The sequence below is a fragment of the Microbacterium sp. 67-17 genome (genome assembly GCF_001898325.1).
GTDB classification, from domain to species: domain Bacteria; phylum Actinomycetota; class Actinomycetes; order Actinomycetales; family Microbacteriaceae; genus Microbacterium; species Microbacterium schleiferi.
On the sequence record NZ_MKTR01000002.1, the window covers coordinates 331200 to 346224 of the forward strand.

Genomic DNA, 15025 nt, shown 5'->3' on the forward strand with positions numbered 1-15025 from the left:
TCCTCATGACTTCTCTCAACACGTTCGCGACCCGCGAGGTCTGGTTCGTCACCGGCAGTCAGAACCTCTACGGCGAAGAGACTCTCCGCCAGGTCGCCGAGCAGTCCCAGGCTGTTGCTGCAGGGCTCTCGGAGCTGCCCATCCGCGTCGTCTGGAAGCCCGTACTGAAGGATGCCGACAGCATCCGTCGCCTGGCACTCGAGGTGAACGCCCGTGACGAGGTCATCGGGATCATCGCGTGGATGCACACCTTCAGCCCCGCCAAGATGTGGATCGGCGGGCTCGATGCGCTGCAGAAGCCACTCTTGCACCTGCACACGCAGGCCAACGTCGAGCTGCCGTGGAGCGAGATCGACTTCGATTTCATGAACCTCAACCAGGCTGCCCACGGCGACCGGGAGTTCGGGTACATCCAGACTCGCCTGGGCGTTCCTCGCAAGACCGTCGTCGGGCACGTGTCGAACCCGGCAGTTCGCGGTCAGATCGAGACGTGGCAGCGCGCAGCCGCCGGCCTTGCCGCCGCGCGTTCGCTGAAGCTCGCGCGCTTCGGAGACAACATGCGCTACGTCGCCGTCACCGAGGGTGACAAGACGGAGGCTGAGATCCGCTTCGGCGTGCAGGTCAACACGTGGGGCGTCAATGAACTCGCGGATGCCGTGGCTGCCGCATCCGACGCGCAGATCGACGCCCTCATCGACGAGTACGAAGAGCTCTATGAGATCGTCCCTGAACTGCGCCGCGACGGGGACCGCCACCAGTCGCTGCGTGACGGGGCGGCGATCGAGGTCGGGCTGCGCTCGTTCCTGGAGGCCGGCGGTTTCGGCGCCTTCACGACGAGCTTCGAAGATCTCGGTGCGCTCAAGCAGCTGCCCGGTCTTGCCGTCCAGCGCCTCATGGCCGAGGGATACGGATTCGGCGCCGAGGGCGACTGGAAGACCGCGATCCTCGTGCACGTCGCGAACGTGATGGGCGAGGGGCTTCCCGGCGGCGCAAGCCTCATGGAGGACTACACCTACGACCTCGTCCCCGGCGACGAGAAAATCCTGGGTGCGCACATGCTCGAGGTCGCTCCGACCCTGTCGAGCCAGAAGGCCAGCCTGGAGATCCACCCGCTGGGCATCGGCGGCAAGGACGACCCGGTGCGCCTGGTCTTCACTGCCGACCCCGGCCCCGCCGTCGTCGTCGCGATGAGCGACATGCGCGACAGGTTCCGCCTGGTCGCCAATGTCGTCCAGAACGTCGCAGCGCCCGATCTTCCCAAGCTCCCCGTCGGGCGGGCCATCTGGAAGCCGGCGCCCGACTTCGCCACTTCGGCGGCGTGCTGGCTGACGGCGGGAGCCGCCCACCACACCGTGATGTCCACAGCTGTCGGCATCGAGGTGTTCCGCGACTTCGCCGAACTTGCCGAGACAGAGCTGCTCGTCATCGACGAAGACACCACGGTGCGTGGCTTCCAGAAGGAAGTTCGTTGGAACCAGGCTTACTACCGCCTCGCCCAGGGTCTGTGAGCAGCGCTGCCCCTGTGAGCGACCCCGGCGCCGCGGCACCAGCGACGCCGGGGGTCAGGCAGACTGGCGATATGAATGATGAGTCCGCGGCCGTGATCCCGGCATCCGGAACGCAGTACACGATCACCGCTGGCGACTACGAGGCCACGATCGCAAGCGTCGGCGCGACCCTTCGAAGCCTCACCTACCGTGGCCGCGATCTTGTCGTACCGTTCGAGCCCGACATCGTCCGACCGTCCTTCCGCGGTGCCACGCTTGCGCCCTGGCCCAACCGCATCGTGGACGGTCGCTACGTGCTCCGGGGCCGTTCGTACGAGGTGGCTCTCACCGAACCGGGGCGCGGCCAGGCCCTCCACGGCCTCGCATCCTGGCTGGACTTCGCGCCCGTCGAGACGGCGGAGAGCTGGGTGACCCTCGGAGCCACGATCGAACCGCAGCAGGGGTATCCCTGGCGGATCCGTGTCGAGACGACGTTCGCGACCGGGGCGGACGGTCTCACTCAGCGGGTGAAGGCGACCAATCTGAGCCGCGACTTCGCGCCGTGGGGCACGGGTCCGCATCCGTATCTTCTCGCCCCGGGGACCCTGGATGACTGGATCTTCACGCTTCCGGCGTCCCAGGTGCTCACGGTCACCCCCGACCGGCTCTCTCCGGTCGGACTCCAGTCGGTGACTGCGGATGCCGAACGCTTCGATTTCCGTGAACCGCGGACCCTCGGTGCTGTCATGATCGACCACGCCTACACGGATCTCGTGCGCGACCGCGACGGACTCGTGACAGTGCGGGTGACCGATGCTCAGGGTGAGGGCACGTCGATCACGTGGGACGCGCGATGCCCCTGGGTTCAGATCCACACGGCCGACCGGCCTGGCGGGCCGGCGGCTCCCGGGCACCGAGCGGGTCTCGCTGTAGAACCGATGACGTGCGCCCCCGACGCCTTCAACGATGAGAGCTACCCGTTCGACACGGGGCTCGCCGTGATTGCACCGGGTGATGCTCACAAGGCGTCGTGGCGAATCTCTGCCCTTTCCTGAGAGTTAGCTGGAAGAGAACGCGGCATTCCCTCTAGGCTGTGGCCATGCTCGCAACCTCCATCACCGACCAGGCCAGTGTGTCATCCCTGTGGACGACCTCGCTCATCGGTCTGGCCATCTACATCGTCGTCGTCATCGCCCTGTGGCGGGTCTTCGCAAAGGCGGGGTGGCCCGGCATCCTGGCGATCATTCCGATTGTGAACATGTTCATCCTCGTGAAGATCGCCGGATACTCTGCGTGGCTCGGCCTGCTGTACTTCATTCCCATCGCCAACCTGGTGCTGGCGATCATCGTGGCGATCAAGGTCGGTGAGAGGTTCGGCAAGGGGGGCGCCTTCTCGTTCTTCCTGCTGTTCCTCTTCCCGTTCATCGGATACCTGATCCTCGGTTTCGGCGACGCGAGCTACACCAAGCGCGCCTGAGTCCGATCCGACCACCCTCGCGGGCGCCGGCCAGAGGTCGGCGCCCGCTCTCATGCCCCGATACCCTCTACCCAGGAGGTTGCGGATGGGCAGGACGGCCGATGCGATCGCCGAGGGCGTCATCATCGCCATCGCGGCGGCGCGCCTCAGCATCCGCAACCGGATTCTCGTCGACGCGATTCGCAACGACAGCGCCTTCTCGGTCGACGCGGTGAAGCCGTTCGCGCGGCAGACGCTCGAAGCGCTCGCCGACGAGCAGTCGGCCGCTGCACATCGCGCCCGCGCCGACTGGCGACGGGCGTGGGGGAAACAGTCCGACCCGAACGGGACTCACGACTACCGAGGTCGTGATTCTCGCAATCTGAGGCGGCGCGCACGGCAATACACGGGGGTCGCCAAGGAACTCCGTGAGCGGGCAACCGACGATGCGTCCCTCGAGCAGCTGATCGAGCAGGCACGCGACGCCGCGTGGGGTGATGTCGAATCGAACCTCGAGCGACGCCTGATCGTCGAGGCGATGCGGCCGGATCTCGACCCCGACTATGCGTCGATGCGTGCTGCACGCATGCAATCGATCAGGCTCATCGACCTGCCTCGCCTCGCCTCTCACCAGCGCCGACTGAGCACTTCACAGGGGTCTGCACCCATGATCGATGTCGACGACTCCGGTCCGGTTCCCGATGGTGGGAGCCCCGAGGGCGAGTGAACCCCGGCGAAGCCGCCGACGATTCGCCGTGCGGGGCACTCGTGGGGTAATCTGGACGCTGGTTTGCTCGCAGAAACGCGGAGACCATGCGCCCGTAGCTCAATGGATAGAGCATCTGACTACGGATCAGAAGGTTGGGGGTTCGAGTCCCTCCGGGCGCGCACTGTGTTGAGACAGTGATGAGGTCCCTGAGCCCTATGGCTCGGGGACCTTTTTCGTCTTAGCTCGCGCTCACCGTGCGAAAGCCTGCGTTACCCATCGACGAGTCGGGGGTGTTCTGCGACCGGGCGGAATTGCGATAGCGGTTGCAGTACGAGATGTGACAGAGGTAGCTACCGCCGCGGAGGATGCGGGAGCTACCGCGATCGGGACCGCGGGGATCGGCGTCCGTCGAGCGTGCGTAGTAGCCGGGGTCGAACCAATCCGCACACCACTCCCAGACATTGCCTACGGGCTGCCACAGTCCGTAGCCGTTCGGGTCGAAAGTGCGCACCGGAGCCGTCGTGAGGAAGCCGTCCTCGAGCGTGTTGACGCGGGGGAACTGACCCTGCCAGATATTGACGCGCCACGTGCCGCCGGCTTCCGGCTCCTCATCACCCCACGGGTACTTCTTCCCGTCGAGGCCGCCGCGGGCCGCATACTCCCACTCCGCTTCGGTGGGTAGACGCCTCCCCGCCCACGCGCAGTATGCCATCGCGTCGTTCCAGGAGACGTGGACGACGGGGTGATCGCCGAGTTCGTCGACCGACGAATTCGCGCCGCCCGGATGCCGCCAGTCGGCCCCACGAACTCCGAACCACCAGGGGGTTGCGGTGGGCTGCCCCATGATGTCGCTCTCGGGAGCCTGCAGCGCCAGGTGGAAGACGGCGGAGAACCCGAAGGTTTCGGCTTCCGTGAGATAGCCGGTGTCATCGACGAATCGCGCGAAATCGTCGTTCGTGACGCTCGTCGTGTCGATCTCGAACGCGCTGATCGAGACCTCGTGGCGCGGGGTCTCACCATCGCCGAGATTGGCGTCGCCCGACGAATCGCCCATCACGAAGCTGCCCGCGGGGATCTGCGCCTGGGGGATGCGGTGACGCGAACCCGAGGCGGAGGGGATCGCGGAGGCGGTGACCGGTGCCGTGCCGAGGGTCAGGAACTGCGATCGTCCCGGTGCGCCGCACGCGCACTCGGGTCCACATCCGCCCGCGGGTTCTGAGTCGGTGTCCATGCGATCCTCCTCCAGCAGGCTACTGCGGCAAGCAAACGCGCACGCTCGATAGGGTTGTCTCACTTTCACCGGGAAGAGCGAGGAAGCGGATGCCTGGTCCGATGCCCCTGGACGGTGTCGTCGTCGCCGACCTCAGTCGCGTGCTCGCAGGTCCGCTGGCGGCATCCACGCTCGCCGACCTCGGTGCCGACGTGATCAAGGTGGAGCGCGCCGCATCGGGCGACGACACTCGGCAGTGGGGTCCGCCATGGACAGGCAACTCCTCGTCCTACTTCGAGTCGGCAAATCGGGGAAAGCGCTCGATCGCGCTCGACTTCGGTGACCCCGCCGATCTCGATCTTGCACGTCGACTCGTGTCGCGTGCCGACGTCGTCATCGAGAACTTCCTGCCCGGCACTCTCGACCGGTTCGGGCTCGACTACGAGAGTGTGCGTGCGCTCAACCCCGCCGTCGTCTATGCCTCGATCACGGGGTTCGGGAGTCAGGCCGGTGCCCGCGACACGGGATACGACTTCCTCGTTCAGGCTGTGGGTGGGCTCATGGACATCACGGGCCCGCCAGGCTCCCCATCCAAGGTCGGTGTCGCGATCGTCGATGTGCTCTCAGCGAAGGATGCCACCGTTGCCATCCTCGCCGCCCTTCACGAACGTGCCCGCAGCGGGCTCGGGCAACACGTCGAGGTCGCGCTCCTCTCGAGTCTGCTGGCAGCACTCGTGAACCAAGGCTCGGGGTATCTTGCGACGGGCCACTCGCCGCGCTCGCTCGGCAATCGGCATCCATCGATCGCGCCGTACGAGGCGCTCGACACCGGCGAGGGGGTGCTTGCGCTAGCCGTGGGAAACGACGCGCAGTTCGCGCGGCTGTGCGAGACCGTCGGTGACCCCGACCTTGCCGGTGATGCCCGCTTCGCCACCAATGCGCAGCGCGTCGCCCACCGGGATGAACTGGCGGTGGCCCTCGAAGCTCGGCTGCGGGCCGACACCGCGGCATCATGGGCGGCGCGACTGATGGATGCCGGTGTGCCGGCGGGCACGATCGGCAGCGTCGCCGACGGTTTCGTCTTGGCCGAACGTCTTGGACTCGACCCCCGGGTTCCGGTCGACGGTGGCATCGACCAGATCAGGTCTCCGCTGCGGTTCGAGCGGACGCCGATCGGCCGGTACGTGCGCCCGCCGCGGCTCGACGAGCATGGCGACGAGATCCGTCGGTGGCTTGCTGCCGGCCCCGATCCGATCGGTCACGCGGGTGGCCAGTCCGAAGGAGAGACCCGTGGCAACCATGGATGACGTGATCGACATCGCCGGCATCGATGCTCTGCTCAGCGACGACGAGCGCGCAACCCGCGACGCCGTGCGCGCGTTCGTCGAACGGCGCGTGAGCCCGTTCGTGGCGGACTGGTTCGAGCGCGGCGAGATCGACGATCTGCGCGGGCTCGCGAACGACCTCGGGCAGCTCGGTGTGCTCGGCATGCACCTCGAGGGCTACGGGTGTGCCGGAATGTCGGCCACCGAGTACGGCCTCGCGTGCCTCGAGCTCGAAGCCGCTGATTCCGGCCTCCGTTCGCTCGTCTCGGTGCAGGGGTCGCTGGCCATGTACGCGATCTGGCGCTGGGGGAGTGAGGAGCAGAAGCAGCGGTGGCTTCCCGGGATGGCTGCCGGTGAGCTGATCGGATGCTTCGGCCTGACCGAACCGGATGCTGGCTCAGACCCTGCGAGCATGCGAACGCGAGCCCGCCGCGATGGCGATGATTGGGTGCTCGAGGGTCGCAAGATGTGGATCACGAACGGGTCGGTTGCCGATGTCGCTGTCGTCTGGGCGCAGACCGACGGCGGCATCCGTGGGTTTGTCGTCCCAACGGACGCGACGGGGTTTTCCGCGCCCCAGATCCACCACAAGCTGTCGCTTCGGGCGTCGGTGACCTCCGAGCTCGTGCTCGATGCGGTGCGCCTGCCCGCGGATGCCGTGCTGCCCGAGGTGGTCGGGCTTCGCGGCCCACTCAGCTGCCTCAACGAGGCGCGGTATGGCATCACCTGGGGCGCGCTCGGCGCTGCGCGGTCGGCGCTGACCGCCGCGCTGACCTACGCCGGGGAGCGGATGCAGTTCGGCAAACCGATCGCCGCGTTCCAACTCACGCAGCAGAAGCTCGTCGACGCCGTCGTCGAGTATGAGAAAGGACTGCTGCTCGCGCTCCACCTCGGGCGGCGCAAGGATGCCGGCGAGCTGACCCCGCAGCAGGTGAGCCTGGGCAAGCTCAACAATGTGCGGGAGGCGCTGGAGATCTGCCGCACCGCCCGCACGATCCTCGGTGCAAACGGTATTTCGCTCGAGTACCCCGTCATCCGGCACGCCGTGAACCTGGAGTCGGTTCTGACGTACGAGGGCACTGTCGAGATGCACACGCTCGTCCTCGGCCAGGCGATCACCGGCATCCCCGCCTTCCGCTGAGCGCAGGGATCCTGTTCGCCGAGAGCGAGTCATTTGCGCGCTCAGGCAGCTGGCACTCGCATGTCGAGAGTGCTAATCTGAACTCAGTTGAGTCGAGGTGACTCAACTTCTAGAACTCGGTCGGATGCCGCATCCGGCCCCGCTCGCAAAGGAGACGAGATGGCAAACTATGACCCGCTCCGCGACATGGAGCGATTCGCGAACGCACTCTTCGACGGCAACCGGCGCGGACCGCGTCAGATGCCGATGGACCTCTACCGTGACGGCGACCACTACGTGCTCTCCGCTGACCTTCCGGGGATCGACCCCGGCTCGGTCGACGTGGATGTCGACGGCCAGCTGCTCACGATTCGCGCCGAGCGTACGCTCACCTCGCAGGAGGGCGTGAAGTGGATCACGCGCGAGCGTGAGTCCGGCAGCTTCCTGCGTCAGCTGAGCCTCGGCCAGGGGATCGACACCGAGGGCATCGCGGCCAGCTACGCGCATGGCGTGCTGACGGTCACGATTCCGGTGAGCCCCAAGGCCAAGCCGCGCAAGATCGACATCGCGACCGAGGCCCCGGCAACGATCACCGTCGACGAGTCCCACAGCGAGATCCAGGAGGCCGGCGCCAGCGCCTGACCTTCTCTCCAGAAGCCCTCGGCCCGAGAACGGACCGGGGGCTTCTGCGTGCTCGCGCGTGCGGCGGGATGAATAGTCCCCCGCCTCTAGGCTGGAGTGCGTGTCGACGACGACTCGTTTTTCCAGACAAGACTCTCGCAGTGAGATCACGGCTCCGGTCGAACTCACCCTTCCCGATGGGCGCCTGAACCCCGCCGCGGTCGGCTGGGCACGCTCCCCACTCATCCGGACTGACGGGATCGGGCCGCGACGGTCCTGGGGGCGCAACAAGCGGTGGGAGTACTGGAACATCATGACGCCGCGGTTCATCGTGGGCGTCACGGTGTCGTCCATCGACTACGCTGCGGTGCACGAGGTCTGGGTGTTCGATCGTGAGTCGAACGAGGCTGTCCATCGCGCGGCCACTGTCGTCCCCGCACGCGGCGTGAGCCTGCCCGGGTCGCTGGGACAGGGACCCGTTACGGCACGCGCCAAGGATCTTCGGATCGAGATCACCGAGGAGACAGGCGGCGTCCGGATGCGCGTCGAGGTCCCCCGCGCGTCCATCGCTGTTTTCGCTGAGAAGCCTGCCGGACACGAATGTCTCGCCGTCGTTGTGCCGTGGACCGACCGTCGATTTCAGTACACGGTCAAGGATGTCGCGCGTTGCGCGACCGGCACGATCGCCATCGACGGCGAGGTCTACGACCTGCCGGCGGGGGAGTCGTGGGCGGTGCTCGACCACGGTCGCGGGCGATGGCCCTACGACATCACCTGGAACTGGGGTGCGGGGTCTGGCCGCTACCGGGGCAGCGTGATCGGGATCCAGGTCGGCGGAAAGTGGACTGACGGCACCGGCGCCACCGAGAACGCGTTCTTCGTTGATGGACGGATGCACAAGATCCACGACGACGTGACGTGGGACTACGACCAGGCAGACTTTCTGAGCCCGTGGTCGGTGTGCGGCGGCGGTCTGGACGCGCGATTCGTCCCCTTCTATGACCGTGTAGCGCGAACGAACCTCGGCATCATTGCGGCGGCGACCGACCAGTGCTTCGGCGTGTGGTCAGGAACCTTCACGACGGCGAACGGCGAGGTCATCCCGTTCGAGGGCATCGAGGGATGGGCCGAGCACGTCCACAACCGGTGGTAGCAGACCACCTCGGGCCCGGATGCTGGCGTCAGCAGTCTGATGGGCGCGGCTGACGGAGCTTGGCGGTCAGCGTGCGGAGCTGCTCGAGTTCGATGTCGCTCAGGGTCGACATCCGTTCTGCGATGGCCCTGCCGTGGGCCGAGGCGACCTTGCGGAACAGGCTCGCGCCCCGATCTGTTGCGGTGACCACTGCCCCGCGGCCATCGTCAGGATCTGAGCACTTTGTCAGCAGCCCCGAGGCGACCATGCGGTCGACGAGCCGCGAGACGCTCGGCTGGCTGATCAGCATGTTTGACGTCACATCCCGCAGGCGTGCCGACATCCCGGGCGCCCGGGTGACGGTGAGCAGGACGTCATACTCACCCTGCGTCAGCTCGCCGACCACGAAGTCGCCGCTGATCTGGGCGAGCACTTCGTGTTGCGCGCGAAACAGGCTCTCCCATGCGTCGATCGCCAGTCGCCGGTCCGTCATGCACACCAGAGTACGACCACGGCGGCGCCCGTAGGCTGATCTCATGTCAGCCCGGATCCTGATGCGGCGGACCGTCGGCACCGTCGCGACGCTCGCCATCGCGCTGGTCACGATCGTCGCGTGCTCGGTGAGTGTGTCGTTCGGTGATGAAGCCGCGGCGGTGTCCACCGACGTCGACGACTTCGTTTTCGAGAGCCTGGATGCCGACTACACGCTCGGCCGCGCCGAAGACGGCACCAGCACGATGACCGTCGTCGAGACGTTCGTCGCGATCTTCCCCGAGTACGACCAGAACCGGGGGATGCGCCGCATCCTGCCCGACTCGTACCTGGGCGCACCGCTGCACCCCCAGCTCGTGTCGATCACCGACGCCGACGGGAACCCGAGGCCTGCCGAGGTCGTGAGCGAGGACGGCGCTTACGCGATGACCTCGCGCGCTGACGACTACGTCCACGGTGCGCAGACCTACGTCTTTACGTACACGCTCGAGAACGTCGCCCGCTTCTTCGATGACACCGGGGTGGATGAGCTGTACTGGAACGTCAACGGTGTCGACTGGGTTCAGCCCTTTGGGTCGGTCTCGGCGACGCTGCACGTTCCGACCGAACTTGCCGCCGCCCTCACGGGGGCGCAGTCCTGCTACGTCGGTGCTGCAGGCGCTACCGACCAGTGCTCGATCGCCTCGACGACGGATGCCGACGGCGGGGTGACAGTCACGGCATCCGCCACTGACCTGCACTCGTACGAGACGATGACGATCTCCGTCGCCTTTGATCCCGACACCTTCACGTCGTTCGACAGCTCCTACCTCGCCTCGCCGTTCGGGTGGCTGCAGGCTCTCGCCTTTCTCGGCGTCATCGGGTCGCTCGTGTGGGCGATCATGTTCCGGGTCAGGATGCTGCGCGACGAGCCCGGCCGGCCGACGATCATCGCCGAGTACGCGCCGCCGCCGCGGATCGATGCGCTTGAGAGCGCGGTACTGCTCGGCAAGACGACGAAGGCGATCCCCGCCGAGGTGCTCGAGCAGGCGGTGGTCGGCAGCATCCGGATCGAGGAAGCCGGCCGCAAGCTCTTCGGTGGTCTGAAGCTCAAGGCGGTGCTGCTGGATCCGGCCCGCGCCGACGGCGACGGACTCCTGCTGCTGCAGGGGCTGTTCCCCACCATGGCGCCCGGAGACGAGTACGAGTTCGGGTCGAGCGACACACGACTCTCGTCGGCCGCGCGCCGCATCATCAAGGCGGCGGAGCGAGAACTCGACACGAGCGGGCTTCGACGCCGTGTTCCCAGCGGCCTACGGTTCTGGCCGACGCTCGGGGCCATCGTGTTCGGCATTCTGACGATCGCGCTCGGGTTCCAGGCGCTCGGAGCCTTCGTCGATGCCACCATCCCTGTGATCCTGATGATCGTGGCTTTCGTGATGTTCTTCGTGGTTGCAGGCCTGGTGTCTCGGAAGCCGCTCACCGCCGCCGGCGCCGAGACTCGTGATCACCTGAAGGGCCTGCAGGTCTTCATCGAGTGGGCGGAGGCCGACCGGATCCGGATGCTGCAGTCGCCGCAGGGCGCCGAGCGAATCGCGCTCGACGACAGCGGTGCGCGCGTGGATCCCGCGAACCCCCGTCAGATGCTGCGGATCTACGAGACGCTGCTGCCGTACGCCGTGGTGTTCGGCCAGGAAGAGGAATGGGCCGAACACCTCGCTGTGCTCTACGACCAGACCGGCGTCCCCGGCTGGTATGTCGGCACGGCGGGATTCAACGCTGCTGCCTTCTCCTCAGGGATCTCGACCCTCTCGACCACCACCACGTCGTCCACCTCGGGCGGCTCCAGCGGCGGCGGAAGCGCCGGCGGCGGTGGCGGGGGTGGTGGCGGTGGCGGGGTCTGAGAGGGAGAGCCCACATTAGATTGCGCACAATTAAATCGTGTGCAATGCTTTTTCTGTGATCGCGAAAGAAAAGGTCCCAGAGCGCGCCCTCGACCGGATGCTGTGCTTCTCGCTCTACGCGGCACATCGCGCCACGACACAGGCCTATCGCCGCACCCTCAAGCCGTGGGGACTGACCTACCCGCAATACCTCGTGCTCGTAGAGCTCTGGGAGCGGGAGCCGCGTACCGTCACGGAGCTCGGCGACGATTTGATTCTGGACTCCGGCACGCTCTCGCCGCTCCTGAGCCGCCTGGAGGCCCTTGGATTCGTTGTGCGTGCCCGCTCCACCGAGGATGCTCGCGTCGTGACGATTCGGCTCACCGATCGCGGCGCAGCCCTTCGGGAAGAGCTCGCCCACGTGCCCGGCGAGATCGCCCGGTGCATGGGCATACCTCTCGACATGGCGCAGTCCCTGGCATCGGAGGTGCGGGCATACACAGCCAGCATCCAGGCCGGCAGCGCTTCGCACGTCTGACGCTTCCGACTCGCCGCCGGGGTGATTGCGATCACGCGTGCCCGCGAGCAGCCACGAATCCCCATACAGAAGGAGAACCCCATGGAAACCCTGTACACCGCTGAAGCCCTGGCCACCGGCGACGGCCGCAACGGTCACGTGGCGACGATCGACGGTTTGCTGGATGCCGACGTGCGCGTGCCGAAAGAGATGGGTGGCGCGGGCGGTGCGCTCAACCCCGAGCTGCTGTTCGCCGCGGGGTACGCCGCCTGTTTCCACAGCGCGCTGTTGAGTGTCGCGCGCCGCGAGAAGGTGCAGCTCCACGACACCAGCGTCGGTGCCCGCGTGGGTATCGGACCCAACGGTGACGGAGGGTTCGGCCTGGCTGTCGAGCTCGAGGTCGTCATCCCGGACGTTGCAGCCGATCAGGCGCAGGCGCTAGCTGACGCCGCACACCTCGTCTGCCCCTACTCCAACGCGACCCGAGGCAACATCGAGGTCATCGTCCGCGTCGTCGAGGACTGACCTCGAGCAGACGAACGACAGGGCCGGCGGAGAGGCATCCGACCGGCCCCTGCCGTTCACGCTGCTCACTGGGCGAGATCTGCCGCTGATAGAGTCCGTGCCACAACAGTTCATCAGCGGGCGGGCGACGCCATCCGGGTCGGGGGATGCGTCGGAAAGCGATTCCGTCTGTGACTGATCCGTCGTCGGGGCGTTCTGCCCTCGCCGCCTACCGCGCCCTGCCCTCTCTCGCTGGCTGGGGCTATCTCATTGCGACGTCGCTCGGGCGCCTGCCGGTGTCGATGGTCCCGCTTGCCATACTCACCCTCGCGACATCGGCGACCGGCTCCATCGCGGTCGGCGGAGTGGCCGCCGCCGCGACGGCGCTCGGCGAGGCGGTCGGAGCGCCCGTCGGCGGTGCCCTCTCTGATCGATGGGGCCAGCGCCGCGTGCTCCTGATCGGCGTCGTGACCAATGTCGCATCCGTCGTGGCATTCGTCCTCGCCGTCGGGCACGTGCCCGACGGGTTGGCTGTCGCGCTCGCCGGCCTCGCGGGCCTTTCCCTGCCACAGGTCGGACCCCTCTCGCGGGTCCGGTGGCTCGCCATGTCGCGCGATGACGTCTCGGCAGCCTTCGCGTTCGAGGGCGTCGTCGACGAGGTCGTCTACATCATCGGTCCGGCGCTGGTCGGCATCGTTGCCGTCGTGCTGTCGCCGCAGCTCTCGCTCCTGGCAGCCGCAGCGTTGATCGCGGTGTTCGTGACACAGTTCGCGCTTCACCGCAGTGCCGCGCTGGTGCCGCGCCGGGAGCCGACGACGGATGCCGACGTCGTCGCTGCCGCTGAGGGTGGACGTGCGCGTTCGGCAATGGCGGCTCTCGTTCTGGCGGGGATGCTCGCGATGGGGGTGTTCTTCGGCGCGAGCCAGGCGGGTCTCACGGCGTTCGCACGCACGCAGGGGGTGCCGGACGCGGGTGCGCTGTTCTACGCCGTCATGGCCATCGGGTCGGCTGTCACGACGATGGCGATGGTCGCGCTGCCGTCATCCATCGGCCCCTGGATGCGATGGATCGGCGCAGCCGTCGGCATGGCTCTCGGGGGCATCGGGATGACCCTAGCCCCGACCGTGCCCATCCTTCTGATGTTCGCGGTCTTCGCGGGCGCCTTCCAGGGGCCGGCACTTCTTACGCTCTATAGCGTCGCGGGATCCATCGCCGAACGCACTCGGGCGGGCGTTCTCATGACGCTCACCGGCAGTGGTGTGGTCTTGGGCGTCGGTATCGGTACCGCAGTCGGCGGTGCTGGTGCGGCGATCGGGGGTGCCGCAGCCGCTTTCAGCCTCGTCGTGGCGGCATCCGTTCTGCTCGCCCTGCTCGGCGGTGTCGCAGGGGTCCTCGGTCGCGAGCGGCGATGACGCCGAGGCGTCGTTCGGGTACAAGTAAGGGCCGGTCGGAGAGGCTTCCGACCGGCCCTTGTCCCTTGCACCAAGAGTGTCCTGCAATCACATGCCGGTAGCTGCCACAGCAAAACAACTACCGTGCAAGCACTCTATAACGGTGAGGTAACGGAAGGGAAGACCTCACCGTTATCTTTTTGTGATTCATAGCCAGCGCATGATCCGGTCAGGATTCGTGGAGGTTTCGTTCAGGAAGAGCACCCAGACTCGGACACTTGTGTGCCGCCCGAGGCGCACTTTTCCGGGCCCACTGGTGCTGCCCGCTTGATTCTCCGAACAGGAAGCCACTGAATTCGTGCGTCAACGTTCATCGTCAACTCCCCTCGTTTCCCGTCCCCGCGCTCGTGCTCTGACCGCAGCCGCGATGGGGCTCACCTTGCTGCTGGGGGTCTCATCGACTGCCGCCTTCGCACAGACGCCGGCTCTCGCGACCGTCCCCACCGCGCGGAGCGAAGCACCGCCGATTCCGGCATCCATCCAAACTGACGCCTCCTCCGTCGAGTCGCTCACCTCTGATGCCAAAGCCGCACTTGCTGCCGCGGCGACCGTTGCGGCGGATGCCACTGCTCTGAATGGGGAGGTCGCGGCATCCGGGCTGACGGTCGACGCCCCCACTACTGTCTCGGTGTCGGCTGTGGAAGCGGCAACCGCCGATTTGGATGGACTGGATCTTCTGCCGATCGTGCTGCTGCCCTCGCTCACCTCAGCGGTCACGGATGCCGTTGCCGACACGCAGGCCAAGATAGACGGGCTGCGCGAGCGACTGGCCGCTGCAGTCTCAGCTGAGGAAGCCCGCCGGGCCGCCGAGGAAGCTGCAGCCAAGGCCGCGGCTGAAGAAGCCGCGCGCGTTGCAGCTGAGGAGGCTGCGCGCGCAGCGGCCGCGGCAGCGCCGGCCGTTTCCGGGCCCGTGGCGTCCACGGGCGATAACTCCCCGGGTGCGGCGCAGGCTGCTGCCCGCGACATCATGGCGTCGCAGTACGGCTGGGGCGACGGTGAGTTCTCGTGCCTCGTGGCGCTGTGGAACAACCTGGAGTCCCGCGGGGTGGTGGTCTTTCGGGCCCGCGGCGTCGTGACCGCGACGGGGTGAGCCATCGTGCGATGGTCAGTGAGAACGACCAAGAACTCACACAGAAAGA

General features: G+C 67.0%; 15 protein-coding genes and 1 tRNA gene. 14 read left to right on the forward strand and 2 right to left on the reverse strand.

Annotation, left to right across the window (positions count from 1 at the left end):
- Positions 1–5 precede the first annotated feature (5 nt).
- From araA to BGO47_RS01605, 5 genes are all read left to right on the forward strand, one after another.
- Positions 6–1508 (forward strand): L-arabinose isomerase, encoded by a 1503-nt coding sequence (gene araA, locus BGO47_RS01585; RefSeq protein ID WP_292707766.1) that lies wholly within the window; start codon positions 6–8, stop codon positions 1506–1508.
- 71 nt (positions 1509–1579) lie between these two features.
- Positions 1580–2542, forward strand: coding sequence for an aldose 1-epimerase family protein (locus tag BGO47_RS01590; protein ID WP_292707769.1), 963 nt, complete (start codon positions 1580–1582; stop codon positions 2540–2542).
- A gap of 44 nt (positions 2543–2586) precedes the next feature.
- Positions 2587–2964, forward strand: a complete 378-nt coding sequence (locus BGO47_RS01595) for a DUF5684 domain-containing protein (RefSeq protein ID WP_292707773.1) — start codon at positions 2587–2589, stop codon at positions 2962–2964.
- A gap of 85 nt (positions 2965–3049) precedes the next feature.
- On the forward strand, positions 3050–3670 hold the full coding sequence (locus BGO47_RS01600; RefSeq protein ID WP_292707775.1) for an asparagine synthase: 621 nt from the start codon (positions 3050–3052) through the stop codon (positions 3668–3670).
- Positions 3671–3758: 88 nt separating this feature from the next.
- A tRNA-Arg gene (locus tag BGO47_RS01605) sits at positions 3759–3831 on the forward strand.
- A gap of 59 nt (positions 3832–3890) precedes the next feature.
- Here the strand turns inward: BGO47_RS01605 and BGO47_RS01610 are convergent.
- Positions 3891–4883, reverse strand: a complete 993-nt coding sequence (locus BGO47_RS01610) for a formylglycine-generating enzyme family protein (protein WP_292707778.1) — start codon at positions 4881–4883, stop codon at positions 3891–3893.
- A gap of 89 nt (positions 4884–4972) precedes the next feature.
- On the opposite strand from BGO47_RS01610, the gene BGO47_RS01615 reads away from it, so the two are divergent.
- From BGO47_RS01615 to BGO47_RS01630, 4 genes are all read left to right on the forward strand, one after another.
- Positions 4973–6169 carry a CoA transferase gene (locus tag BGO47_RS01615; protein WP_292707781.1) on the forward strand — a complete coding sequence of 399 codons (1197 nt, stop codon included), beginning with the start codon at positions 4973–4975 and terminating at the stop codon, positions 6167–6169.
- Positions 6162–7328: an acyl-CoA dehydrogenase family protein gene (locus BGO47_RS01620; protein WP_292707835.1), complete on the forward strand. Its 1167-nt coding sequence runs from the start codon at positions 6162–6164 to the stop codon at positions 7326–7328. Before BGO47_RS01615 ends, BGO47_RS01620 begins: the two co-directional genes overlap by 8 nt.
- Positions 7329–7487: 159 nt before the next feature.
- The gene (locus BGO47_RS01625; RefSeq protein WP_292707783.1) at positions 7488–7949 is read left to right on the forward strand and encodes an Hsp20/alpha crystallin family protein; all 462 of its coding nucleotides are present in this window, start codon (positions 7488–7490) and stop codon (positions 7947–7949) included.
- A 100-nt stretch (positions 7950–8049) separates the two neighbouring features.
- Entirely contained in the window at positions 8050–9081 is a 1032-nt protein-coding gene (locus BGO47_RS01630; protein ID WP_292707786.1) for a DUF2804 domain-containing protein, read from the forward strand.
- Between the two features lie 28 nt (positions 9082–9109).
- Here the strand turns inward: BGO47_RS01630 and BGO47_RS01635 are convergent, their stop codons facing one another.
- Positions 9110–9553 (reverse strand): MarR family transcriptional regulator, encoded by a 444-nt coding sequence (locus tag BGO47_RS01635; protein ID WP_292707788.1) that lies wholly within the window; start codon positions 9551–9553, stop codon positions 9110–9112.
- 43 nt (positions 9554–9596) lie between these two features.
- Between BGO47_RS01635 and BGO47_RS01640 the strand changes: the two genes are divergently transcribed.
- The 5 genes from BGO47_RS01640 to BGO47_RS01660 all read left to right on the forward strand — a co-directional run bounded on the left by BGO47_RS01640 (position 9597) and on the right by BGO47_RS01660 (position 14976).
- Positions 9597–11435 (forward strand): DUF2207 domain-containing protein, encoded by a 1839-nt coding sequence (locus BGO47_RS01640; protein ID WP_292707790.1) that lies wholly within the window; start codon positions 9597–9599, stop codon positions 11433–11435.
- Between the two features lie 97 nt (positions 11436–11532).
- Positions 11533–11952: a MarR family transcriptional regulator gene (locus tag BGO47_RS01645; protein WP_292707837.1), complete on the forward strand. Its 420-nt coding sequence runs from the start codon at positions 11533–11535 to the stop codon at positions 11950–11952.
- Positions 11953–12033: 81 nt separating this feature from the next.
- Entirely contained in the window at positions 12034–12456 is a 423-nt protein-coding gene (locus tag BGO47_RS01650; protein ID WP_292707794.1) for an organic hydroperoxide resistance protein, read from the forward strand.
- A 170-nt stretch (positions 12457–12626) separates the two neighbouring features.
- Positions 12627–13847, forward strand: coding sequence for an MFS transporter (locus tag BGO47_RS01655; RefSeq protein WP_292707796.1), 1221 nt, complete (start codon positions 12627–12629; stop codon positions 13845–13847).
- A 406-nt stretch (positions 13848–14253) separates the two neighbouring features.
- Complete coding sequence (locus tag BGO47_RS01660; protein WP_292707799.1) at positions 14254–14976, forward strand: hypothetical protein; 723 nt, start codon at positions 14254–14256, stop codon at positions 14974–14976.
- The last annotated feature ends 49 nt before the right edge of the window (positions 14977–15025 follow it).

Bases quoted from the DNA above. Each gene is read 5' to 3' on its own strand.
- BGO47_RS01645 (WP_292707837.1), top strand. From the start codon at position 11,533: ATGCTGTGCTTCTCGCTCTACGCGGCACATCGCGCCACGACACAGGCC.
- BGO47_RS01620 (WP_292707835.1), top strand. From the start codon at position 6,162: ATGGATGACGTGATCGACATCGCCGGCATCGATGCTCTGCTCAGCGAC.
- BGO47_RS01610 (WP_292707778.1), bottom strand. From the start codon at position 4,883: ATGGACACCGACTCAGAACCCGCGGGCGGATGTGGACCCGAGTGCGCG.
- BGO47_RS01635 (WP_292707788.1), bottom strand. From the start codon at position 9,553: ATGACGGACCGGCGACTGGCGATCGACGCATGGGAGAGCCTGTTTCGC.
- BGO47_RS01650 (WP_292707794.1), top strand. From the start codon at position 12,034: ATGGAAACCCTGTACACCGCTGAAGCCCTGGCCACCGGCGACGGCCGC.
- BGO47_RS01600 (WP_292707775.1), top strand. From the start codon at position 3,050: ATGGGCAGGACGGCCGATGCGATCGCCGAGGGCGTCATCATCGCCATC.
- BGO47_RS01640 (WP_292707790.1), top strand. From the start codon at position 9,597: ATGTCAGCCCGGATCCTGATGCGGCGGACCGTCGGCACCGTCGCGACG.
- araA (WP_292707766.1), top strand. From the start codon at position 6: ATGACTTCTCTCAACACGTTCGCGACCCGCGAGGTCTGGTTCGTCACC.
- BGO47_RS01595 (WP_292707773.1), top strand. From the start codon at position 2,587: ATGCTCGCAACCTCCATCACCGACCAGGCCAGTGTGTCATCCCTGTGG.
- BGO47_RS01625 (WP_292707783.1), top strand. From the start codon at position 7,488: ATGGCAAACTATGACCCGCTCCGCGACATGGAGCGATTCGCGAACGCA.
- BGO47_RS01660 (WP_292707799.1), top strand. From the start codon at position 14,254: ATGGGGCTCACCTTGCTGCTGGGGGTCTCATCGACTGCCGCCTTCGCA.
- BGO47_RS01615 (WP_292707781.1), top strand. From the start codon at position 4,973: ATGCCTGGTCCGATGCCCCTGGACGGTGTCGTCGTCGCCGACCTCAGT.
- BGO47_RS01590 (WP_292707769.1), top strand. From the start codon at position 1,580: ATGAATGATGAGTCCGCGGCCGTGATCCCGGCATCCGGAACGCAGTAC.